This is a genomic window from Enterobacter sp. HG048 (assembly GCF_024702055.1).
Lineage (GTDB): Bacteria > Pseudomonadota > Gammaproteobacteria > Enterobacterales > Enterobacteriaceae > Enterobacter > Enterobacter dykesii.
Genome location: NZ_JANLIZ010000011.1, coordinates 1 through 20,573 on the forward strand (window position 1 = coordinate 1; position 20,573 = coordinate 20,573).

At 55.2% G+C, this 20,573-nt stretch carries 23 protein-coding genes and 2 pseudogenes; 7 read left to right on the top strand and 18 right to left on the bottom strand.

Annotated features, from left to right (window positions below; genetic code table 11):
* From NUX24_RS13715 to fkpA, 9 genes are all read right to left on the bottom strand, one after another.
* Window positions 1–337: GTP-binding protein (locus tag NUX24_RS13715; protein ID WP_019725119.1), on the bottom strand; the 337-nt coding region annotated here is incomplete at its 3' end.
* Window positions 338–406: 69 nt separating this feature from the next.
* Entirely contained in the window at window positions 407–2,521 is a 2,115-nt protein-coding gene (gene fusA / locus NUX24_RS13720) for an elongation factor G (RefSeq protein ID WP_033146789.1), read from the bottom strand.
* Between the two features lie 96 nt (window positions 2,522–2,617).
* Window positions 2,618–3,088 carry a 30S ribosomal protein S7 gene (gene rpsG / locus NUX24_RS13725; protein ID WP_004106370.1) on the bottom strand — a complete coding sequence of 157 codons (471 nt, stop codon included), beginning with the start codon at window positions 3,086–3,088 and terminating at the stop codon, window positions 2,618–2,620.
* Window positions 3,089–3,184: 96 nt separating this feature from the next.
* Window positions 3,185–3,559: a 30S ribosomal protein S12 gene (gene rpsL / locus NUX24_RS13730; protein WP_000246815.1), complete on the bottom strand. Its 375-nt coding sequence runs from the start codon at window positions 3,557–3,559 to the stop codon at window positions 3,185–3,187.
* 124 nt (window positions 3,560–3,683) lie between these two features.
* Window positions 3,684–3,971, bottom strand: coding sequence for a sulfurtransferase complex subunit TusB (tusB, locus tag NUX24_RS13735; protein ID WP_024907951.1), 288 nt, complete (start codon window positions 3,969–3,971; stop codon window positions 3,684–3,686).
* 7 nt (window positions 3,972–3,978) lie between these two features.
* Window positions 3,979–4,338, bottom strand: a complete 360-nt coding sequence (gene tusC, locus NUX24_RS13740) for a sulfurtransferase complex subunit TusC (protein WP_257832209.1) — start codon at window positions 4,336–4,338, stop codon at window positions 3,979–3,981.
* Entirely contained in the window at window positions 4,338–4,724 is a 387-nt protein-coding gene (gene tusD / locus NUX24_RS13745) for a sulfurtransferase complex subunit TusD (RefSeq protein WP_047652863.1), read from the bottom strand. Before tusD ends, tusC begins: the two co-directional genes overlap by 1 nt.
* Complete coding sequence (locus NUX24_RS13750) at window positions 4,724–5,446, bottom strand: transcriptional regulator (protein WP_003861697.1); 723 nt, start codon at window positions 5,444–5,446, stop codon at window positions 4,724–4,726. The genes tusD and NUX24_RS13750 overlap by 1 nt, the downstream gene beginning before the upstream one ends.
* Before the next feature lie 167 nt (window positions 5,447–5,613).
* Entirely contained in the window at window positions 5,614–6,432 is an 819-nt protein-coding gene (gene fkpA, locus NUX24_RS13755; protein WP_023309460.1) for an FKBP-type peptidyl-prolyl cis-trans isomerase, read from the bottom strand.
* Window positions 6,433–6,670: 238 nt separating this feature from the next.
* Here fkpA and NUX24_RS13760 point away from each other — a divergent pair, with 238 nt between their 5' ends.
* Window positions 6,671–6,889: a protein SlyX gene (locus NUX24_RS13760; RefSeq protein ID WP_023309461.1), complete on the top strand. Its 219-nt coding sequence runs from the start codon at window positions 6,671–6,673 to the stop codon at window positions 6,887–6,889.
* 54 nt (window positions 6,890–6,943) lie between these two features.
* On the opposite strand, the gene slyD is transcribed toward NUX24_RS13760, so the two are convergent.
* The 4 genes from slyD to kefG all read right to left on the bottom strand — a co-directional run bounded on the left by slyD (window position 6,944) and on the right by kefG (window position 10,202).
* Window positions 6,944–7,534 (bottom strand): peptidylprolyl isomerase, encoded by a 591-nt coding sequence (slyD, locus tag NUX24_RS13765; protein WP_014833521.1) that lies wholly within the window; start codon window positions 7,532–7,534, stop codon window positions 6,944–6,946.
* Between the two features lie 94 nt (window positions 7,535–7,628).
* The gene (locus NUX24_RS13770; protein ID WP_010436300.1) at window positions 7,629–7,829 is read right to left on the bottom strand and encodes a YheV family putative zinc ribbon protein; all 201 of its coding nucleotides are present in this window, start codon (window positions 7,827–7,829) and stop codon (window positions 7,629–7,631) included.
* Between the two features lie 13 nt (window positions 7,830–7,842).
* Window positions 7,843–9,648: a glutathione-regulated potassium-efflux system protein KefB gene (gene kefB / locus NUX24_RS13775; RefSeq protein WP_257832214.1), complete on the bottom strand. Its 1,806-nt coding sequence runs from the start codon at window positions 9,646–9,648 to the stop codon at window positions 7,843–7,845.
* Window positions 9,648–10,202, bottom strand: coding sequence for a glutathione-regulated potassium-efflux system ancillary protein KefG (kefG, locus tag NUX24_RS13780; protein WP_021242220.1), 555 nt, complete (start codon window positions 10,200–10,202; stop codon window positions 9,648–9,650). Before kefG ends, kefB begins: the two co-directional genes overlap by 1 nt.
* A 135-nt stretch (window positions 10,203–10,337) precedes the next feature.
* Here kefG and NUX24_RS13785 point away from each other — a divergent pair, with 135 nt between their 5' ends.
* The 4 genes from NUX24_RS13785 to NUX24_RS13800 all read left to right on the top strand — a co-directional run bounded on the left by NUX24_RS13785 (window position 10,338) and on the right by NUX24_RS13800 (window position 14,492).
* Complete coding sequence (locus NUX24_RS13785; RefSeq protein WP_257832216.1) at window positions 10,338–12,242, top strand: ABC transporter ATP-binding protein; 1,905 nt, start codon at window positions 10,338–10,340, stop codon at window positions 12,240–12,242.
* A gap of 112 nt (window positions 12,243–12,354) precedes the next feature.
* Window positions 12,355–13,377 carry a hydrolase gene (locus NUX24_RS13790; RefSeq protein ID WP_257832218.1) on the top strand — a complete coding sequence of 341 codons (1,023 nt, stop codon included), beginning with the start codon at window positions 12,355–12,357 and terminating at the stop codon, window positions 13,375–13,377.
* Window positions 13,374–13,592 carry a YheU family protein gene (locus NUX24_RS13795; protein ID WP_047652866.1) on the top strand — a complete coding sequence of 73 codons (219 nt, stop codon included), beginning with the start codon at window positions 13,374–13,376 and terminating at the stop codon, window positions 13,590–13,592. The genes NUX24_RS13790 and NUX24_RS13795 overlap by 4 nt, the downstream gene beginning before the upstream one ends.
* A gap of 30 nt (window positions 13,593–13,622) precedes the next feature.
* A complete protein-coding gene (locus NUX24_RS13800) occupies window positions 13,623–14,492 on the top strand; it encodes a phosphoribulokinase (RefSeq protein WP_023309465.1) in 870 nt (289 codons plus the stop codon).
* Between the two features lie 66 nt (window positions 14,493–14,558).
* Here NUX24_RS13800 and NUX24_RS13805 read toward each other — a convergent pair whose 3' ends face one another.
* The gene (locus tag NUX24_RS13805) at window positions 14,559–14,963 is read right to left on the bottom strand and encodes an OsmC family protein (RefSeq protein ID WP_008503018.1); all 405 of its coding nucleotides are present in this window, start codon (window positions 14,961–14,963) and stop codon (window positions 14,559–14,561) included.
* A gap of 311 nt (window positions 14,964–15,274) precedes the next feature.
* Between NUX24_RS13805 and crp the strand changes: the two genes are divergently transcribed.
* Together crp and NUX24_RS13815 are read left to right on the top strand one after the other, a co-directional pair.
* Window positions 15,275–15,907 carry a cAMP-activated global transcriptional regulator CRP gene (gene crp, locus NUX24_RS13810; RefSeq protein WP_000242758.1) on the top strand — a complete coding sequence of 211 codons (633 nt, stop codon included), beginning with the start codon at window positions 15,275–15,277 and terminating at the stop codon, window positions 15,905–15,907.
* Window positions 15,908–15,964: 57 nt separating this feature from the next.
* Entirely contained in the window at window positions 15,965–18,052 is a 2,088-nt protein-coding gene (locus tag NUX24_RS13815) for a YccS/YhfK family putative transporter (protein WP_126330690.1), read from the top strand.
* Here the strand turns inward: NUX24_RS13815 and NUX24_RS13820 are convergent.
* From NUX24_RS13820 to NUX24_RS21850, 4 genes and pseudogenes are all read right to left on the bottom strand, one after another.
* Complete coding sequence (locus NUX24_RS13820) at window positions 18,049–19,269, bottom strand: aspartate aminotransferase family protein (RefSeq protein WP_257832222.1); 1,221 nt, start codon at window positions 19,267–19,269, stop codon at window positions 18,049–18,051. The two genes, NUX24_RS13815 and NUX24_RS13820, sit on opposite strands and share 4 nt — an antisense overlap.
* 87 nt (window positions 19,270–19,356) lie before the next feature.
* Window positions 19,357–19,920, bottom strand: a complete 564-nt coding sequence (gene pabA, locus NUX24_RS13825) for an aminodeoxychorismate synthase component 2 (protein WP_214577418.1) — start codon at window positions 19,918–19,920, stop codon at window positions 19,357–19,359.
* Window positions 19,921–19,950: 30 nt separating this feature from the next.
* Window positions 19,951–20,418 (bottom strand): annotated as a pseudogene (locus tag NUX24_RS13830) (putative adenosine monophosphate-protein transferase Fic); the annotation flags it as partial.
* A 45-nt stretch (window positions 20,419–20,463) separates the two neighbouring features.
* A pseudogene (locus NUX24_RS21850) lies at window positions 20,464–20,535 on the bottom strand (YhfG family protein); the annotation flags it as partial.
* Between the last annotated feature and the right edge of the window lie 38 nt (window positions 20,536–20,573).

Here is a 20,573-nt window from a genome sequence, read left to right on the forward strand (position 1 = left end):
TTGGGCCGTCAGTCGCAGCAACAACCAGGATCGCGCCGTCCATCTGCGCAGCACCGGTGATCATGTTTTTAACATAGTCGGCGTGGCCTGGGCAGTCTACGTGTGCGTAGTGGCGAGTCGGGGTGTCATATTCAACGTGGGAAGTGTTGATGGTGATACCACGAGCTTTTTCTTCTGGTGCGTTATCGATCTGGTCGAATGCACGAGCAGAACCACCGTAGGTTTTTGCCAGAACGGTAGTGATTGCAGCAGTCAGGGTAGTTTTACCATGGTCAACGTGGCCGATAGTACCAACGTTGACGTGCGGTTTTGTACGTTCAAATTTTTCTTTAGACACGGCTATATTCCTTACTATAGTGCTCTCCCCTGTGGAGAGAGCACGGGACTTAGGTTTTAATCCTGTGGATTACTTACCACGGGCTTCAATAACGGCCTGAGCAACGTTGTTAGGCGCATCATCATACTTCAGGAATTCCATGGTGTATGATGCACGACCTTTGGTCAGAGAACGCAGCTGAGTTGCATATCCGAACATTTCAGACAGCGGAACTTCAGCGTGGATCTTAACGCCAGTTACTTCGGATTCCTGACCACGCAGCATACCGCGACGACGGCTCAAGTCACCGATAACGTCACCGGTGTTCTCTTCAGGAGTTTCTACTTCAACCTTCATGATTGGCTCAAGCAGAACTGGTTTTGCTTTCTTAAAGCCTTCTTTAAAGGCAATAGACGCAGCCAGTTTAAACGCCAGTTCAGAGGAGTCAACGTCGTGGTAAGAACCGAAGTGCAGACGAACACCCATGTCAACAACCGGATAGCCAGCCAGAGGGCCCGCTTTCAGCTGTTCCTGGATGCCTTTATCAACGGCTGGGATGTATTCGCCAGGAATTACACCACCTTTGATGTCGTTGATGAACTCGTAACCTTTCGGGTTAGAGCCCGGCTCCAGTGGGTACATGTCGATCACAACGTGACCGTACTGACCGCGACCACCAGACTGCTTAGCGTGTTTACCTTCAACATCGGTAACTTTCGCGCGAATCGCTTCGCGGTAAGCAACCTGAGGTTTACCCACGTTCGCTTCAACGTTGAATTCACGCTTCATACGGTCAACGATGATGTCCAGGTGCAGTTCACCCATACCAGCGATGATGGTCTGGTTAGATTCTTCATCAGTCCATACGCGGAATGATGGGTCTTCTTTCGCCAGACGGCCCAGAGCCAGACCCATTTTTTCCTGGTCAGCTTTGGTTTTTGGTTCAACTGCGATGGAGATTACCGGCTCAGGGAATTCCATACGCTCCAGAATGATCGGGTGATCCGGGTCACACAGGGTGTCACCAGTGGTCACGTCTTTCAGACCGATAGCTGCAGCGATGTCGCCCGCGCGAACTTCTTTGATCTCTTCACGTTTGTTAGCGTGCATCTGTACGATACGGCCAAAACGTTCACGCGCCGCTTTCACGGAGTTCAGGATGGTGTCACCGGAGTTAACCACACCAGAGTAAACGCGGAAGAAGGTCAGGTTACCCACGAATGGGTCGGTAGCAATTTTGAACGCCAGTGCAGAGAATGGCTCTTCGTCGCTTGCGTGACGCTCAGCCGGAGTATCTTTACCGTCGTCCAGGATGCCGTTGATCGCAGGAACGTCAACCGGGGATGGCAGGTAGTCAACTACCGCATCCAGCATCGCCTGAACACCTTTGTTCTTGAACGCAGAACCACAGGTTACCAGGATGATTTCGTTGTTCAGAACGCGCTGACGCAGAGCTTTTTTGATCTCTTCTTCAGTCAGTTCTTCACCACCCAGGTATTTCTCCATCAGCTCTTCAGAAGCTTCAGCAGCGGATTCGATCAGGTTCTGGTGCCATTCGTCAGCCAGGTCCTGCATTGCAGCTGGGATATCTTCGTATTCGAAGGTAACGCCCTGGTCTGCATCGTTCCAGTTGATGGCTTTCATTTTCACCAGGTCGATAACGCCGGTGAAGCCTTCTTCAGCACCAATTGCCAGCTGCAGCGGAACAGGGTTCGCGCCCAGACGGGTTTTGATCTGGCCAACAACTTTCAGGAAGTTAGCACCCATACGGTCCATTTTGTTAACGAACGCGATGCGTGGAACTTTATATTTGTTCGCCTGACGCCATACGGTTTCAGACTGTGGCTGAACACCACCAACTGCGCAATAAACCATTACCGCGCCGTCAAGAACACGCATGGAACGTTCTACTTCGATGGTGAAGTCAACGTGCCCTGGGGTGTCGATGATGTTTACGCGATGCGGTTCGTACTGCTTAGCCATACCTGACCAGAATGCAGTAGTCGCTGCGGAGGTGATAGTGATACCACGCTCCTGCTCCTGTTCCATCCAGTCCATGGTGGCAGCGCCGTCATGAACTTCACCGATTTTATGGTTTACACCGGTGTAGAACAGAATACGTTCGGTAGTAGTGGTTTTACCGGCGTCGATGTGCGCACTGATACCGATGTTACGGTAGCGTGCGATGGGTGTTGTACGAGCCATTTGATTCCTCGTTTATATCTTTAGGCGTTCAGTTAAGTTACCCAGAGCGGGCGGCTTCTCTGAAGCGCCCGCCTGGTGACTAAGACTCCGAAGGGATTACCAACGGTAGTGTGCGAACGCCTTGTTGGCTTCTGCCATACGGTGAACGTCTTCACGTTTCTTAACTGCAGTACCTTTGTTGTCTGCAGCATCAGAAAGTTCGTTCGCCAGACGCAGAGCCATGGATTTATCACCGCGTTTACGAGCAGCTTCAACGATCCAACGCATTGCCAGAGCATTACGACGAACCGGACGAACTTCAACTGGAACCTGATAAGTAGAACCACCAACGCGGCGGGACTTAACTTCTACGGTTGGGCGAACGTTGTCGAGAGCGACTTCGAAAGCTTCCAGTTCATTTTTACCAGAACGCTGAGCCAGGGTCTCAAGCGCGCTGTATACGATTGCTTCTGCAGTAGATTTTTTACCATCTACCATCAGGATATTTACAAATTTTGCCAGCAGTTCTGATCCGAATTTCGGATCTGGAAGAATTTTACGCTGACCAATGACGCGACGACGTGGCATGGGAATACTCCGTTGTTAATTCAGGATTGTCCAAAACTCAAAGAGTTTAGTGTGACATTAAGATAAATCAGTTTGGCCTTACTTAACGGAGAACCATTAAGCCTTAGGACGCTTCACGCCGTACTTGGAGCGAGCCTGCTTACGGTCTTTAACACCTGAGCAGTCCAGCGCACCACGAACGGTGTGGTAACGAACACCCGGAAGGTCTTTAACACGACCGCCACGGATCAGGATCACGGAGTGCTCCTGCAGGTTGTGACCTTCACCACCGATGTAGGAAGTCACTTCGAAACCGTTAGTCAAACGCACACGGCATACTTTACGCAGTGCGGAGTTTGGTTTTTTAGGAGTGGTGGTATATACACGAGTACATACGCCACGTTTCTGCGGGCAGGCTTCCAGCGCAGGCACGTTGCTTTTCGCAACTTTGCGTGCACGTGGTTTGCGTACCAGCTGGTTAACTGTTGCCATTAAATAGCTCCTGGTTTTAGCTTTTGCTTCGTAAACACGTAATAAAACGACCTCATACAATATGAGGACGCGAAATTTTAGGGCTACGTCGAAAAGGTGTCAAGAAATATACAGCGATCTCAAATCACCAGTTCATTTGACTGGCGTGCGTCACAGTAAGATTGACGAAATCAGTATAGCCAACCACGTCAATTTTGGCTGAAATTTGACCAGAAAGACCCCGCGCATCCAGATCGTCCTTCAGCGCAGAGACTGTTATGGGGGCATTCGTGAGAATTTCAACGAAACGACTGCCTTCCAGTGCGGCAAGCACGCCATCCTGAATCAGCAGCAGGTCATCACCTTCGCGCAGCATACTCAGTAACGCGTCGATATCACATTGCCACGGTGAATGGCTCAGAGTATGGAGCATGTCAGCCTCAGAAAGTCAGAACGGTGTCGTAGTGGGAAAGGTGCTCGCGCAATGCAGCAGAAGACAGGACTGTCACATCCATCACGAAAGGCGTTGCCTCGTTTAAACCGCGCGCGGCCAGGGAGTCGGCACAGACATAGAAGGTTTCGATATCGTAAAGCGGTAATACTTTGAACGTCGCGATGTAATCACGCGCCAGAATGGCCTGAGGCTGTTGCCCCGCCAGAAGCTGGAATACGCCGTCGCTCAAAAAGAAGACACCGATATCTTCGGTCAATGCTGAGGTCGCGAGCAGCGCATCCAGCCCTTCTCTGCCGGACGCATTGCCGTGCGGTGCGGAGGAAAAAACAAACGCGACACGCTTCATTAGAATTGCACCACTCTGTCGCAGGTTAACGCCGCCTGTGCCAGCGCGCCCAGGCCACTTAACGAAAAGCCGGGCTGCAGGTTAGAACCCGATAAACCAAGACGCGCGGCTTCGGTTGCATCGGTCACGCCACGGCGCAGTGCCGCCGCCACGCAGATGTGCAGTTCTACGCCCTGCTTTTCGTTTAATGCCTGCCAGGCGCGCACCAGATCGAACTCGTCGCTCGCCGGTGACGTAAACTGATTCGCGTTATACACCCCTTCCCGATAGAAGAAGACGCTCGCCAGCTCGTGTCCGGCCGTCAGTAGCGCATGCGCAAACTGCAGCGCGCTGCTGGCCTGCTGAGTGCCGTACGCCGGGCCTGTCACCATTAAAGCAAAACGCATTACTTGTCTTGTCCCAGGAAATCGCCGCTTTTGAACTGGCGAATATAGAGGTAGACCGTGTGCTTGGAGATGTTCAGACGATCGGCCACCTGGTTGATGGCGTCTTTAATATCAAAAATCCCTTTTTCATAAAGATTGAGCACGATCTGACGATTCTTGGCGTTGTTCGAGACGTTGCGATCGGCATTCACCTCTTCAATCGTAAACTCAAGCGTCTGGGTCACCAGATCTTCAACGGAGGAGGCAAAGTTAACAGAAGAGCCAACGTCCGGCGTTTCTGGCGGAATAAAGGTGCTCATGATTTGCGAGAATGGCACATCAAGGTTCATGTTGATGCACAGCAGCCCAATAACACGATGCTCGCGGTTTCGAATCGCGATGGTTTCTGACTTCATCAGCACGCCGCTTTTGGCGCGGGTGAAATAGCATTTTGAGACGCTGCTGTCCGCGCCGGTCATGTCATGCAGCATACGCAATGCAAGGTCGGTAATTGGCGAACCAATTTTACGGCCAGTATGCTCACCATTCGCAATGCGGATGGCGGAACACTTCAGATCTTGCAGGGAGTGCAATACGATTTCGCAGTGGGAGCCAATGAGCATCGCTAACCCGTCCACTACCGCTTCGTAGGATTTCAGAATATCGAAGTCGGTCTGATCGAAAGGACGTTGATCCAGCAAATCAAGTTCACTGGTTTCGTTGGTTAAAAGCGACCTGGACATGAAAAAAACACTCCTTTTCAGGAGCCTGTCGTTAGGTTTTCAGGGCAGGCTCATTATCTACACGGACAACTAAATTAATACAGCGTGCGTAGCGCTTTCCAGTGTTAATTATATCTGCCCCACAATAAAAAAACCGCCGCCTTAAAGGCGGCGGTTTTTTTTCAACATTACTTCTTAGCAGCAGCGGCTTTATCGTCAGCCGGTGCGTCTGCTTTCGCATCCGCTTTCGGTGCCGGTTTGATATCCAGCAGCTCTACGTCAAAGACCAGCGTAGAGTTAGCAGGGATACCCGGAACGCCGGTTTTGCCATAGGCCAGATCCGGTGGGATAACCATCTTGATCTTGCCGCCTTTCTTGATGTTTTTCAGGCCTTCAGTCCAGCCCGGGATCACACCATCCAGACGGAAGGAGAGCGGCTCACCGCGGGTGTAAGAGTTATCGAACTCTTTACCGTCGATCAGCGTACCTTTGTAGTTCACAACAACGGTGTCGCTGTCTTTAGGCGCATCGCCGGTGCCTTCTTTCTCAACTTTGTACACCAGGCCGGTAGAAGAGGTTTTCACACCCTTCTCTTTGGCAAACGTATCGCGGTAGGCTTTGCCTTTCGCTTCGTTGTCTTTCGCGTCCGCGTCCATCTTGGTCTGCGCGGCACCCTTCACGCGCGCTTCGAACGCCTGCAGAGTCTGTTCAATTTCCTGGTCAGACAGCTTGCTCTTATCTGCAAATGCGTCCTGAACGCCCGCTATCAGCTGAGCTTTATCCAGTTTGATGCCCAGTTTCTCTTGTTCTTTCAGAGAGTTTTCCATGTAACGGCCCAGAGATGCGCCCAGTGCATAGGCGGATTTCTGGTCGTCATTTTTGAACGCCGCTTTGCTGTCTGCAGTGGCAGCAGGCTTCGCAGCAGTATCAGCAGCGAATGACAGCGGCGCGTTCAGCGCAACAGCCATCGTCGTCGCCAGCAGCGTTACTTTAAACAGTGATTTCATCCATATCTCCAGGGCCTGGGGACTCTCACCCCAGCGTTAAACGTAAATGAGTTACGTACTATAAAACGTTGCGGAAGAAATCTACAGACAGACACTTCCAATTCTCGCCACTTTTCAGACTATTTTTGTTTAAATAAGTTTCCTGCCAAAGGGATGCAGACTGTACTTAAGGATAAACTCAGTTAAACTGCGCCGCCGCAGGGCCATTATGGCGAATCTGAAATAAACGAGGTGAATGATGAAGGATACAGCAATAGAAGCGAGAATGGCTGAGCTGGAAAGCCGCCTGGCTTTTCAGGACATCACCATCGAAGAGCTAAACCAGACCGTGACCGCACATGAGCTCGAAATGGCAAAACTGCGGGATCATATGCGCCTGCTGACGGAAAAGCTGAAGGCCACGCAGCCGTCAAACATTGCCTCTCAGTCAGAAGAGACGCCACCTCCTCATTATTGAGGCGTAAAAAAAGCGGGATTATTATCCCGCTTTTTTATTTTCCGCATGACGGAATTAGTGGCAACCGCAGCCGCCGTTACCGCAACCACCTTTACCGTGGTCGTGACCATGGTCGTGATCGTGGCCGTGACCACCGCAGCAGCCGTCGTGGCCGTGATCGTGGTCATGGTCGTGACCGTGCGCACCGTGAACGTGGCCATGAGCCAACTCTTCTTCGGTCGCTTCACGGATCGCAACGACTTCTACGTTGAACTTCAGGTTCTGGCCAGCCAGCATGTGGTTACCGTCAACCACGACATGGTCGTCTTCCACTTCGGTGATTTCAACAGGTACCGGGCCCTGGTCAGTTTCAGCCAGGAAGCGCATGCCAACCTGCAGCTCGTCAACGCCCATGAACACGTCTTTAGGAACGCGCTGAACCAGGTTGTCGTCATACTGACCGTAAGCGTCGTTCGCGCCTACAGCAACGTCAAATTTGTCGCCAACTTCATGACCTTCCAGCGCGTTTTCCAGGCCGGAAATCAGGGAACCGTGACCATGCAGGTAGTCAAGCGGCGCACTCACCGGAGACTCATCAACCAACACACCGTCTTCTGTACGTACCTGATAGGCCAGGCTGACCACCAGGTCTTTTGCTACTTTCATGATATCTCCTGAGCGTGGGAAAATTGCTGGCGCAGATTGTAGCGGAAATCTGCACCCGTGTACCCTTTAGCTTAAAAAAACTCAGGGCATATCGCTAGTCCGGATGAAAAATCCCGATAACTTGCTCTTCTTTGCGAACGTGATCACGGGCCTCTTTATCGGCCTCACGCATCTGGTGACCGCACTTAACACACTCAACAACATCAATATTATTTTCCCGCCACATCGCCAGGGTATCTTGCGCCTGGCAGGTCGGGCATTTTGCACCCGCAATAAAGCGTTTACGTACAGCCATCTTTCGTTACCCTTTATTCAAATTCATCCCAGCCATCAAGCTGGCGTCGTTCCTGTTGCATCTCTCGCTGGAAGATCTCCTCCAGCTCGCGACGCGCTTCCCGCACGCGGGAGATCTGCGCCGTATCGGTATGTACCGGCATCAGCTCGCGCAACATCCGCATATCCAGCCGGCGGAAGTGCATCTGGGCGCGCTGCGCCTGATGCGGATGCATGCCGAGCGAGATCAGCGCCTTACGGCCCAGCTCCAGCGCACTGGAGAACGTCTCACGGGAGAAGTATTTCACACCCGCCTGCAACAATTCGTGAGCTTCAACACGTCCCCGCGCACGCGCCAGAATATGCAGATGCGGGAAATGCTGCTGGCACAGCTCCACCAGCTTCATCGTGTCTTCCGGATCGTTACAGGTAATTACGATGGACTCTGCCGCTTCCGCCCCCGCCGAGCGCAGCAGCTCGAGCTGGGTCGCGTCGCCGTAGTAAACCTTGTAGCCATATTTACGCATCAGGTTGACCGCGCTGATATCCCGCTCCAGTACCGTAATGCGCATTTTGTTCGCCATCAGCAAACGCCCGATAACCTGTCCGAAACGGCCAAAGCCCACCACAATCACCTGCGGCTTGTCGTCTTCCACCCACGGCGCTTCGTCTTCATCGTCAGTTGGATTCAGGCGACGCGACAGCAGTTTATCCACCAGCTTCATCAGCAGCGGCGTGGTCATCATAGACAGCGTGACCGTCACCAGCAAAAGCGCCATCTGATCGTCTTTAAACAGCTTCTGGGAAGATGCGGTGGAGAACAGCACAAACGCGAACTCGCCTCCCTGGCTCAACACGCTGGCAAACTGCATGCGTTCCGAACTGCGCAGCCCATAGATACGTGACATGACGTACAGCACCAGCATCTTCACCGCCACCAGGATGGCGACGCTAACAATAACCCACAGCAGATGGGTGTAGAGTACGCCAAGGTTGAGCGCCATCCCCACAGAAATAAAGAACAGGCCTAACAGCAGCCCTTTGAAGGGATCGATGGCAATTTCCAGCTCGTGCCGATACTCGCTCTCCGCCAGCAGCACCCCGGCGATAAAGGTCCCGAGCGCCATCGACAGACCCAGCGCGTCCATAAACAACGCCGATCCCAGCACCAGCAGCAGCGTCGCGGCGGTAAACACCTCGCGAACGCCCGACGCGGCAATAAAGCGGAACACGGGACGTAGCAGGAAACGACCGCCGATCAGCATGCCCGCGAAGGCCAGCACCTTCATGGCGATTTTAGCCCAGTCGAAATGATCGTCCCCGGAGCCCGCCAGCAGCGGCACCAGCGCCAGCGCCGGGATCACCGCCAAATCCTGGAACAGCAGCACCGAGAAACCCAGCTGACCGGCTTCGTTACGGTTCATCCCCTTATCGCGCATCAGCTGCAGCGCCATTGCCGTCGACGACATCGCAAGGCCGATTCCGCCTATCACCGCCGCTTGCCAGGAGAAATTCGTCAGCATTAACAGGCCACCCAGAATCGCGGCGCTGAACAACACCTGCGCGGCGCCCACGCCAAAGATAGAGCGTCTAAGCTGCCACAATTTCGAAGGATTCAGCTCAAGGCCGATGATGAACATCAGGAACACCACGCCCAGCTCGGAGAAATGGAGAATCTCATCCACATCGCTGATGAATCCCAGTCCCCAGGGGCCGATCGCGATCCCCGCCAGCAGATAACCCAATACCGCACCGATACCAATGCGTGCAGCAAGCGGTACCGCGACGACGGCCGCAAATAAAAACAGCACCCCGGCGAGGAGCAAATTCGATCCTTCCATTAACGACCTCCTGCCGGAATCGGTGACGCCAGCCATTCACCGTAGGCTCTGGCGTGGCTTGCCAGTTCTTTCGGATCCTGTCGCCGCGCCCAGTAGACAATAATCGGGCTCATCCAGTGCATACGGCACATCGCCGCCGTCAGCTCGAAAGGCCGCAGGATGTCGCTCATCGGATAGCGGTTCAGCCCGTCGTGACGGTAAGCGCTTTCAGGTTCACCGGTCGTAATCACACTACGCCAGTACTTTCCCGCCAGCTGGTTGCCCCCCACCCCGCTGGAGAAGCCCCGGCTCAGCACGCGGTCCAGCCACTCTTTCAGCAGCGCCGGACAGCTATAGGTATAAAGCGGATGCTGGAACACAATCACGTCATGCTGACGCAGCAGCTCCTGCTCGTAAGGGATATCAATAAAGAAATCAGGATAGTGCGCGTAGAGATCGTGCACCGTCACGTTACTGAGCTGTGTGGCCGGCTTAAGCAGCACCCGGTTTGCCACCGAGTCCTGAGATTCCGGATGGGCATACAGCAGCAGCACTTTTGCTGTCTGAGACATCATTCCCCTCCCGGTCTTGTTTCTGTTTTTGTGTATCGTCGCTGTTTTGGGCTACCATGGCGGCCCGGTGCGGAAAATGGCCCACACCTTACATTATCATAATGACAAATTAACATAGTCGGAACATACGGCGCTTCTATGATTGTTTTCTCCTCGTTACAAATTCGTCGCGGCGTGCGCGTCCTGCTGGATAACGCCACTGCTACCATCAACCCAGGCCAAAAAGTGGGTCTGGTCGGCAAAAACGGCTGCGGTAAATCCACCCTGCTGGCGCTGCTGAAAAACGAGATTAGCGCGGATGGCGGTAACTTTACCTTCCCGGGAAACTGGCAGCTCGCCTGGGTAAACCAGGAGACGCCTGCGCTGAGCGAACCGGCACTCGACTATGTTATCGACGGCGACCGTGAATACCGCAAGCTGGAAGCGGAACTTCATTCTGCTAACGAGCGCAACGACGGTCACGCCATCGCCACCGTTCACGGCAAGCTGGACGCCATCGACGCGTGGACCATTCGCTCCCGCGCCTCCAGCCTGCTGCACGGCCTGGGCTTCAGCAACGAACAGCTGGAACGCCCGGTCAGCGACTTCTCCGGCGGCTGGCGTATGCGTCTTAACCTGGCGCAGGCGCTGATCTGCCGCTCTGACCTGCTGTTGCTTGACGAACCGACCAACCACCTCGATCTCGATGCGGTTATTTGGCTGGAGAAGTGGCTCAAGAGCTATCAGGGCACTCTGATTCTGATCTCCCACGACCGCGACTTCCTTGACCCGGTGGTGGATAAAATTATCCATATCGAACAGCAAACGATGTTCGAGTACACCGGCAACTACAGCTCCTTCGAGCGCCAGCGCGCGACGCGTCTCGCCCAGCAGCAGTCCATGTACGAAAGCCAGCAGCAGCGCGTGGCGCACCTGCAGAGCTTTGTGGATCGCTTTAAGGCCAAAGCCTCAAAAGCCAAGCAGGCCCAGAGCCGCATCAAGATGCTGGAACGCATGGAGATGATTGCCCCGGCGCACGTGGATAACCCGTTCCACTTCAGCTTCCGCGAGCCGGAAAGCCTGCCGAACCCGCTGCTGAAGATGGAGAAGGTCAGCGCGGGCTATGCCGACCGCATTATTCTCGACTCCATCAAGCTCAACCTGGTGCCGGGTTCCCGTATCGGTTTACTTGGGCGCAACGGTGCCGGTAAATCGACGCTGATCAAACTGCTGGCGGGCGAGCTTAACCCGGTCAGCGGCGAAATCGGCCTGGCGAAGGGCATCAAGCTGGGCTACTTCGCCCAGCATCAGCTGGAATTTTTACGCGCGGATGAATCGCCGATTCAGCACCTCGCGCGTCTGGCGCCGCAGGAGATGGAGCAGAAGCTGCGCGACTATCTCGGCGGCTTCGGCTTCCAGGGCGATAAGGTGACTGAAAACACCGAGCGCTTTTCTGGCGGCGAAAAGGCCCGTCTGGTGCTGGCGCTGATCGTCTGGCAGCGCCCGAACCTGCTGCTGCTCGATGAACCGACTAACCACCTGGATCTCGACATGCGTCAGGCGCTGACCGAAGCGCTGATTGAGTTCGAGGGCGCGCTGGTGGTGGTTTCGCACGACCGTCACCTGATCCGCTCCACCACGGACGATCTCTATTTAGTGCACGGCGGCAAAGTCGAACCGTTCGACGGCGATCTCGAAGACTACCAGCAGTGGCTGACGGACGTGCAGAAGCAGGAAAACCAGCCGGAAGAGTCAGCAAAAGACAACGCCAACAGCGCGCAGGCGCGTAAAGATCAGAAGCGCCGTGAAGCGGAACTGCGCACCCAGACGCAGCCGCTGCGTAAAGAGATTACCCGTCTCGAAAAAGAGATGGAAAAACTCAACGCCACGCTGGCTGTCGTTGAAGAGAAGCTCGGCGATAGCGGCCTGTATGACCAGAGCCGCAAGGCTGAGCTGACGGACTGCCTGCAAACCCAGGCGAAGACCAAATCCAGCCTCGAAGAGTGCGAAATGGCGTGGCTCGACGCGCAGGAACAGCTGGAAGCGATACTGCAGGCTGACTGACCTGTTTACCCCGTTTGAAGAACAGAATCCGTACCGGGTTCGGAAATCCAGCTTAAACGGGGTACAATTCGGAAAGTATCGTAAATTTCCGACAAGAATCAGCATCGCGCTTATGACCCAAATCATTCCATCAGACTTCGACATTGCGGCCGAAGACAGCACTGAGTTCGTGCCTATGCTCGGCGTGGCCAATCCCCATTTGCAGACCATGCTGCCGCGACTGATCCGCCGCAAGGTTCAGTTCACCCCGCACTGGCAACGGCTTGACCTGCCAGACGGTGATTTTCTGGATCTCGCCTGGAGCGAAGCGCCGGAACAGGCTCGTCATAAGCCGCGTCTGGTGGTTTTCCACGGTCTGGAAGGCAGCCTTAACAGCCCGTATGCACATGGGCTAATTGAGGCGGCAAAAGCGCGCGGCTGGCTCGGCGTGGTGATGCATTTTCGCGGCTGCAGCGGTGAACCGAATCGCCAGAAACGCATTTATCACTCGGGTGAAACCGAAGACGGGACGTGGTTTTTACACTGGCTGCGGGAAAATTATGGCACCGTGCCAACGGCCGCCGTGGGCTACTCGCTGGGCGGCAACATGCTGGCCTGTCTGCTGGCCAAAGAGGGTGAAAGCGTCCCGCTGGATGCCGCCGTCATTGTCTCCGCCCCGTTTATGCTGGAGCAGTGCAGCTACCACATGGATAAAGGCTTTTCCCGCGTCTATCAGCGCTACCTGCTCAACCTTCTGAAGGCCAACGCGGCGCGTAAGCTGAAGGCCTACCCGGATACCCTGCCGGTAAGCCTGCGCCAGCTGAAAAAGGTGCGCCGTATCCGCGAGTTCGACGACCTGATCACCGCGAAAATCCACGGCTTCGCCGATGCGATTGACTATTATCGTCAGTGCAGCGCCATGCCGCTGCTCAGCAAGATCACGCAGCCAACGCTGATTATTCATGCCAAAGATGACCCGTTTATGGATCATCATTCGATCCCCGCTCAGGAATTCCTGCCCGACAACGTTCACTATCAGTTGACCGAGCATGGCGGCCACGTCGGGTTTATCGGCGGCACGCTGCGCCGCCCGAAAATGTGGCTTGAGGCGCGTATTCCTGACTGGCTAACCCCTTATCTGGACGGTGCAAAATGATTATTCCCTGGCAGGATCTGGCGCCCATTACGCTCGATAATCTGATTGAAAGCTTTGTATTACGCGAAGGCACCGATTATGGTGAACAGGAACGCTCGCTTGAGCAAAAGGTCAACGATGTTAAGCGCCAGCTGAAAAGCGGCGACGTGGTGCTGGTGTGGTCAGAACTGCATGAGACGGTCAATATCATGCCCCGCAACGCGTTTCACGGCTGATCTTCCACCCTTTTCAGTCAGGGAGTTGCTATGTCTGCCAGACATCCGGTTATTGCCGTTACGGGGTCGAGTGGTGCGGGAACCACCACCACCAGCCTCGCATTTCGCAAGATTTTCGCCCAGCTGAATCTCCGTGCGGCGGAGGTCGAAGGCGACAGCTTTCACCGCTACACGCGTCCGGAGATGGACATGGCCATTCGTAAGGCGCGCGATTCGGGTAAACACATCAGCTACTTCGGCCCGGAAGCCAATGACTTCGGCCTGCTGGAACAAACCTTTATAGAGTATGGTAAGAGCGGCAAAGGGCAGTCCCGCAAGTATCTGCACACCTATGATGAAGCCGTACCCTGGAATCAGGTGCCGGGAACCTTTACCCCGTGGCAGCCGCTGCCGGAACCCACCGACGTCCTGTTTTACGAGGGATTGCACGGCGGCGTGGTCACCCCTCAACACGACGTGGCGCGCCATGTGGATCTGCTGGTCGGCGTGGTCCCTATCGTTAACCTGGAGTGGATCCAGAAGCTGACCCGCGACATGAGCGAGCGCGGCCATTCGCGAGAGGCAGTGATGGACTCCGTGGTGCGCTCCATGGAGGATTACATTAACTTCCTGACGCCGCAGTTTTCCCGCACCCATATCAACTTCCAGCGCGTGCCGACGGTGGACACCTCAAACCCGTTTGCCGCTAAAAGCATCCCGTCGCTGGATGAGAGCTTTGTGGTGATCCATTTCCGCAATCTCGAAGGCATTGATTACCCGTGGCTGCTGGCAATGCTGCAGGGCTCGTTTATTTCGCACATGAATACGTTAGTCGTGCCGGGCGGAAAAATGGGGCTGGCGATGGAGCTCATCATGACGCCGCTGGTGGAGCGACTGATGGAAGGGAAACAGATCGCGTGAGCATGTTCCCTCTCCCTGTGGGAGAGGGTTAGGGTGAGGGCATCAACACGCACGATGCCCCATCAATCACGCCTCGATCACTTCATACGAGTGCGTGATTTTTACCGCTTTCTCCAGCATCAACGCCACAGAACAGTACTTCTCCGCAGACAGGTCCACCGCACGCGAGACCGCCGCGTCTTTCAGCTCTTTACCGGTGACCACAAAGTGCAGGTTAATATGGGTGAACAGGCGTGGCGCCTCTTCGCGACGTTCTGACGTGAGTTTAACCTCACAATCCGTCACGTCATGACGACCTTTCTGCAGAATCGACACTACGTCAATCGCGCTGCATCCGCCTGCCGCCATCAGCACCATTTCCATTGGGCTTGGCGCTTTATCGCCGGAGTTACCGTCCATCAAAATCTGGTGTCCTGACGCGGACTCGCCCAGGAACGTTAAACCTTCAACCCATTTCACGCGCGCTTGCATATTCATTAACTCCAACGTTGCATTTTTGGTGACAGATTACGCGTGCGTTACATTTCTCGCAATGGAAGGCGACCTGCATCATGCTGAAGCGAGACACCAGGAGACACGCGGCGAAAGCTATGCTAAAACACTCAGGATGCTACAGTAATACATTGACGTTACACATGTATGCAGAGGACATCAAACTTTACTGGCTGCGAAACGTTACGGTAGCCGACTTCCCAGGGTATGGGTAAGAATTCGATTGCAACCCCAGAGTCCGGATGCATCTGATGACTCTGGTGACAGCTTATAACAGAGGATAACAGCGCATGGTGCTTGGCAAACCGCAAACAGACCCGACTCTCGAATGGTTCTTGTCTCATTGCCACATTCATAAGTACCCATCGAAGAGCACGCTGATTCACCAGGGTGAAAAAGCGGAAACGTTGTATTACATCGTTAAAGGCTCGGTGGCAGTGCTGATCAAAGATGAAGAAGGGAAAGAGATGATCCTTTCTTATCTGAACCAGGGCGATTTCATCGGTGAACTGGGCCTGTTTGAAGAGGGCCAGGAACGTAGCGCCTGGGTTCGTGCAAAGACAGCATGTGAAGTGGCTGAAATTTCTTACAAGAAGTTCCGTCAGCTGATTCAGGTTAACCCTGACATCCTGATGCGTCTTTCTTCCCAGATGGCGCGCCGTCTGCAGGTGACGTCAGAGAAAGTGGGTAACCTCGCCTTCCTGGACGTTACCGGCCGTATCGCGCAAACCCTGCTGAACCTGGCGAAACAGCCAGACGCCATGACCCACCCGGACGGCATGCAAATAAAAATTACCCGTCAGGAAATTGGTCAGATCGTCGGTTGCTCCCGTGAAACAGTGGGCCGTATCCTGAAAATGCTGGAAGATCAAAACCTGATCTCCGCCCACGGTAAAACCATCGTGGTCTACGGAACGCGTTAATTCCGCTTAAACGGCGTGCCATCGCAAGGTGTCACGCCGTTTTTGTCTCTACTCCCCATGTGGCGCAGGCTGATCTATCACCCGGAAGTTAACTACGCACTGCGACAAACGCTGGTGTTGTGTCTTCCTGTGGCCATAGGCCTGATCCTCGGACATCTTCAGCAAGGTCTGCTGTTCTCCCTCGTGCCCGCCTGCTGCAATATTGCCGGTCTTGACACGCCGCATAAGCGCTTTTTCAAACGCCTGATTATCGGCGGCTGCCTGTTTGCCGGGTGTAGCCTCGCCGTGCAGCTTCTGCTTGCCCGGGATATCCCGCTGCCGCTGATCCTGACCGTGCTGGCGATGACCCTTGGCGTCACGGCGGAAATCAGTTCGCTGCATGCCCGCCTGCTTCCCGCTTCGCTGATTGCGGCCATTTTCACGCTGAGCCTCGCCGGGAACATGCCGGTGTGGGAGCCGCTGCTGATCTACGCCCTGGGGACATTATGGTACGGGCTGTTTAACTGGTTTTGGTTCTGGCTGTGGCGGGAGCAGCCGCTGCGTGAATCCCTGAGCCTGCTCTATGTGCAGCTTGCGGATTACTGCGAAGCCAAATACACCCTGCTCACCCAGCATACCGATCCGGAAAAATCCTTACCGCCGCTGCTGACGCGCCAGCAGAAGGTAGTGGATCTCATAAGCCAGTGCTATCAGCAGCTGCATATGCTCGCCGCCAACAAGAACCACGAGTACAAGCGGCTGCTGCGCACCTTCCAGGTCGGGCTGGATCTACAGGAGCACATCTCCGTAAGCCTTCACCACCCGCAGGAGGTGCAAAAGCTGGTCGAGCGCAGCCACGCCGAAGCGGTGATCCGCTGGAACGCACAAACTGTGTCCGCACGTCTGCGCGTGCTGGCCGATGATATTCTCTACCACCGCTACCCGACGCGCTTTAACATGGACAAGCAGCTGGGCGCGCTGGAGAAAATCGCCCGCCAGCATCCCGATAACCCAGTCGGCCAGTTTGCCGCCTGGCACTTCAGCCGCATTGCCCGCGTGTTGCGCACGCAGCGCCCGCTTTATCCCCGCGACCTGATGGCGGATAAGCAGAAACGGCTGCCGTTATTGCCCGCGCTCAAAAGCTATCTTTCTCTTAAATCGTCCGCCCTGCGCAACGCCGCAAGGATCAGCGTGATGCTCAGTACCGCCAGCCTGATGGGCATGGCGCTGCACCTGCCGAAACCGTACTGGATCTTAATGACCGTGCTGTTTGTCACCCAGAACGGCTACGGCGCCACGCGGGTGCGTATTCTGCATCGGGCCGGCGGAACGATGGCCGGGCTGATCATCGCGGGCGTGACGCTGCACTTCCACGTGCCGGAAGGCTATACCCTTGCAGGGATGCTGGCGATTACGCTGGTAAGCTATCTGATTATCCGCAAAAACTACGGCTGGGCGATGGTGGGCTTTACGGTGACGGCGGTATACACCCTGCAGCTGCTTACGCTGAACGGCGAACAGTTTATTGTCGCCAGGCTGATTGATACCCTGATCGGCTGCCTGATTGCCTTTGGCGGAATGGTCTGGCTGTGGCCGCAGTGGCAGAGCGGGCTGCTGAGGCAAAACGCCCACGACGCGCTGGAAGCCGACCAGCAGGCCATTCGCCTGATCCTGAGCGACGACCCGCAACCCTCCCCGCTGGCCTATCAGCGGATGAAGGTCAACCAGGCGCACAACGCCCTGTTTAACTCGCTCAACCAGGCGATGCAGGAGCCGGGCTTTAACTCGCACTATCTGGCAGACATGAAGCTCTGGGTGACGCACAGCCAGTTTATCGTCGAGCATATTAACGCCATGACCACGCTGGCGCGCGAGCACACGATGCTGACGCCGGATCTGGCGCAGCGCTATTTGCAGTCGTGTGAAATTGCGTTGCAGAGGTGTCAGCAGCGTCTGGAGTATGACGCGCCGGGCGAGTCGGGTGACTCAAACATTCTGGAAGCGCCGGAGACGTTGACCCACGGGCCAATGAGCACCCTGGAGCAGCATTTGCAGCGCATTCTGGGGCATCTGAACACCATGCACACCATTTCGTCGGTGGCATGGCGTCAGCGTCCGCATCACGGGATTTGGCTAACCCGCAGGTTAAAGCGAACCGAGTATTAGCCTTTAACGATCTTCGCGACCGCGGCGGCAAAGCGGGTTAACCCGTCTTCGATGTCTTTGTCTTCTACCACCAGCGACGGCGCAAAGCGCATCACGTCCGGTCCGGCGTTGAGCACCATCACACCTTCGTGCGCGGCGGCGTGCAGGAAATCACGCGCGCGGCCTTTGTACTGCGGCTTCAGCTCGGCGCCAATCAGCAGCCCCATCCCACGGATCTCGCTGAACACGTCGTACTGCTCATCAATCTTCTGCAGGTGTTTTACGAACAGCTCGCGCTTCGCGCTAACGCTGTTCAACACCTCTGGCGTGTTGATGATGTCGAACGCAGCGCCCGCCACGGCGCTCGCCAGCGGGTTACCGCCGTAGGTTGAGCCGTGAGAACCGACGTGGAACGCGGAGGCGATCTCCTGCGTCGTCAGGACCGCACTCACCGGGAAACCGCCGCCGAGCGCTTTGGCGCTGGTCAGAATATCCGGCGTCACGCCGTAATGCATATACGCGAACAGATCGCCGGTGCGCCCCATCCCGCACTGCACTTCATCAAAGACCAGCAGCGCCTGATGCTCATCGCACAGCGCGCGCAGCCCTTTCAGGAATTCCGGGGTTGCCGCGGTCACGCCGCCTTCACCCTGAATCGGCTCGACCACCACCGCGCAGGTGTGGTCGTCCATCACCGCTTTCACCGCGTGCAGATCGTTAAACGGCACGTGGACGATGTCGGCCGGTTTCGGGCCAAACCCGTCGGAATACTTCGGCTGGCCGCCAACGGAGACGGTAAAGAAGGAGCGTCCGTGGAAGGCATTGTGGAAGGCGATGATTTTGGTTTTGTACGGGCTGTGGCGCGTTGTCGCGTAGTAGCGCGCCAGCTTAAACGCAGTTTCGTTGGCTTCAGTGCCGGAGTTCATAAACAGCACGCGCTCGGCAAAGGTCGCATCAATGATCTTGCGGCCCAGGCGCAGCGCCGGTTCGTTGGTGAACACGTTGCTGGTATGCCACAGGTTTTCGCCCTGGGTTTTCAGCGCCTCAACCAGCGCGGGATGGCAATGACCCAGCGCCGTGACCGCAATACCGCCCGCGAAATCCACATACTCTTTACCCTGCTGATCCCAGACGCGGCTGCCTTTCCCCTTCACCGGGATAAACTCAGCCGGTGCATAAATCGGCAGGATCACTTCATCAAATGTCGCGCGGGTAATTGCTGGTTGTTCAGTTGCCATGTCATGACCATCCATTTTTATGTCACAGTGATTGTGAAAATATAATCACAAAATATGCATAAAAAATCACAGCAAGGCAACAGATATTCAGCGATTGAGAAAATTTGCCAGCAGCGCGTGCCCCTGCTCGCTGAGGATGCTTTCCGGGTGGAACTGCACGCCTTCGAGATCCCATTCGCGATGGCGAATCCCCATGATCTCCTGCGTATCGCTCCAGGCGGTCACCTCAAAGCAGTCGGGCAGCGTAGACGGGTCAATCACCAGGGAATGGTATCGCGTCACGGTTAACGGATTATTGAGCCCCGTAAATACCCCGGTACCGGTGTGTGTTACCAGAGAAGTTTTACCGTGCATCACTTTCGCGGCGCGCACGATGGTGGCACCAAACGCCTGGGCAATCGCCTGATGGCCCAGACAGACGCCGAGGATTGGCAGCTTGCCGGCATAGTGCTGGATAACATCCAGAGAAATACCCGATTCCGACGGCGTACACGGCCCCGGAGAAATCACGATTTTCTGCGGAGCCAGCGTCCCGATATCGTCCAGTCCGATCTCGTCGTTACGGCGGACAACCACCTCTGCACCCAGTTCACAAAAATACTGGTAAAGGTTCCAGGTGAAGGAATCGTAGTTATCAATCAGCAGAATCATGGCGGCTCCCGAAAAAAATGCCGCCCTATTCTACTCAGATTCCCGCGCTTCGCTCACTACTTTGGCAAAGATAGCGTTTAGCGCGGTTAAATCTCCCGTTGCGCCGCTTCGGTTAGCCGCCACCCACTGGTCGGGATCGATATCGCGCCAGTCCAGCGAGTAGCCCGCGTGGAGCGCCAGCTGCTCGAAGAAAACGCGTTGGGCAATACCGTTGCCGCGCATAAACGGATGCAGCATGTTGATTTCGCAGTAATAGTGGCTAACCCGGTCAACAAACGCCGCTTTCTCAAGACCCACGAGATACTTTTCACTTTCCAGCGCCGCCATCAGCTCGTTACCCATCTTCTCGATGTATTCGAAATGACAGAAAGGAATGTCGCCCTTAAAAATATCGTCGGTACGTAACTCGCCTGCCCGCTTCATCTCGCTGCGGTACAAATGGCGATGAATAAGGCACAGATGGGGCAACCCGGGCGCGGAAGGCCCAAGCTCCAGCGTCTCAATATGGGGCTCTGAGGGACCCTTACCTTTTTCAAGGAGACAACTGGCCTGTAAATTGACGTTACGCTGCTGCTCCCAGAGACGGGATTTTTGCTTGTCGGTGAGTTTTTTCACTTAACGCCTCCCTGAATAGTCCGTTTGCCACAAGTATA

Excerpts from the sequence above, each read along its gene's own strand:
- rpsL (WP_000246815.1), bottom strand. The coding sequence starts at position 3,559 with ATGGCAACAGTTAACCAGCTGGTACGCAAACCACGTGCACGCAAAGTT.
- NUX24_RS13815 (WP_126330690.1), top strand. The coding sequence starts at position 15,965 with ATGTGGCGCAGGCTGATCTATCACCCGGAAGTTAACTACGCACTGCGA.
- NUX24_RS13795 (WP_047652866.1), top strand. The coding sequence starts at position 13,374 with ATGATTATTCCCTGGCAGGATCTGGCGCCCATTACGCTCGATAATCTG.
- fkpA (WP_023309460.1), bottom strand. The coding sequence starts at position 6,432 with ATGAAATCACTGTTTAAAGTAACGCTGCTGGCGACGACGATGGCTGTT.
- NUX24_RS13760 (WP_023309461.1), top strand. The coding sequence starts at position 6,671 with ATGAAGGATACAGCAATAGAAGCGAGAATGGCTGAGCTGGAAAGCCGC.
- crp (WP_000242758.1), top strand. The coding sequence starts at position 15,275 with ATGGTGCTTGGCAAACCGCAAACAGACCCGACTCTCGAATGGTTCTTG.
- tusB (WP_024907951.1), bottom strand. The coding sequence starts at position 3,971 with ATGCTCCATACTCTGAGCCATTCACCGTGGCAATGTGATATCGACGCG.
- tusD (WP_047652863.1), bottom strand. The coding sequence starts at position 4,724 with ATGCGTTTTGCTTTAATGGTGACAGGCCCGGCGTACGGCACTCAGCAG.
- NUX24_RS13750 (WP_003861697.1), bottom strand. The coding sequence starts at position 5,446 with ATGTCCAGGTCGCTTTTAACCAACGAAACCAGTGAACTTGATTTGCTG.
- fusA (WP_033146789.1), bottom strand. The coding sequence starts at position 2,521 with ATGGCTCGTACAACACCCATCGCACGCTACCGTAACATCGGTATCAGT.
- tusC (WP_257832209.1), bottom strand. The coding sequence starts at position 4,338 with ATGAAGCGTGTCGCGTTTGTTTTTTCCTCCGCACCGCACGGCAATGCG.
- kefG (WP_021242220.1), bottom strand. The coding sequence starts at position 10,202 with ATGATGTCTCAGACAGCAAAAGTGCTGCTGCTGTATGCCCATCCGGAA.
- NUX24_RS13800 (WP_023309465.1), top strand. The coding sequence starts at position 13,623 with ATGTCTGCCAGACATCCGGTTATTGCCGTTACGGGGTCGAGTGGTGCG.
- NUX24_RS13785 (WP_257832216.1), top strand. The coding sequence starts at position 10,338 with ATGATTGTTTTCTCCTCGTTACAAATTCGTCGCGGCGTGCGCGTCCTG.
- rpsG (WP_004106370.1), bottom strand. The coding sequence starts at position 3,088 with ATGCCACGTCGTCGCGTCATTGGTCAGCGTAAAATTCTTCCAGATCCG.
- NUX24_RS13805 (WP_008503018.1), bottom strand. The coding sequence starts at position 14,963 with ATGCAAGCGCGCGTGAAATGGGTTGAAGGTTTAACGTTCCTGGGCGAG.
- pabA (WP_214577418.1), bottom strand. The coding sequence starts at position 19,920 with ATGATTCTGCTGATTGATAACTACGATTCCTTCACCTGGAACCTTTAC.
- NUX24_RS13770 (WP_010436300.1), bottom strand. The coding sequence starts at position 7,829 with ATGGCTGTACGTAAACGCTTTATTGCGGGTGCAAAATGCCCGACCTGC.
- NUX24_RS13820 (WP_257832222.1), bottom strand. The coding sequence starts at position 19,269 with ATGGCAACTGAACAACCAGCAATTACCCGCGCGACATTTGATGAAGTG.
- slyD (WP_014833521.1), bottom strand. The coding sequence starts at position 7,534 with ATGAAAGTAGCAAAAGACCTGGTGGTCAGCCTGGCCTATCAGGTACGT.
- kefB (WP_257832214.1), bottom strand. The coding sequence starts at position 9,648 with ATGGAAGGATCGAATTTGCTCCTCGCCGGGGTGCTGTTTTTATTTGCG.
- NUX24_RS13790 (WP_257832218.1), top strand. The coding sequence starts at position 12,355 with ATGACCCAAATCATTCCATCAGACTTCGACATTGCGGCCGAAGACAGC.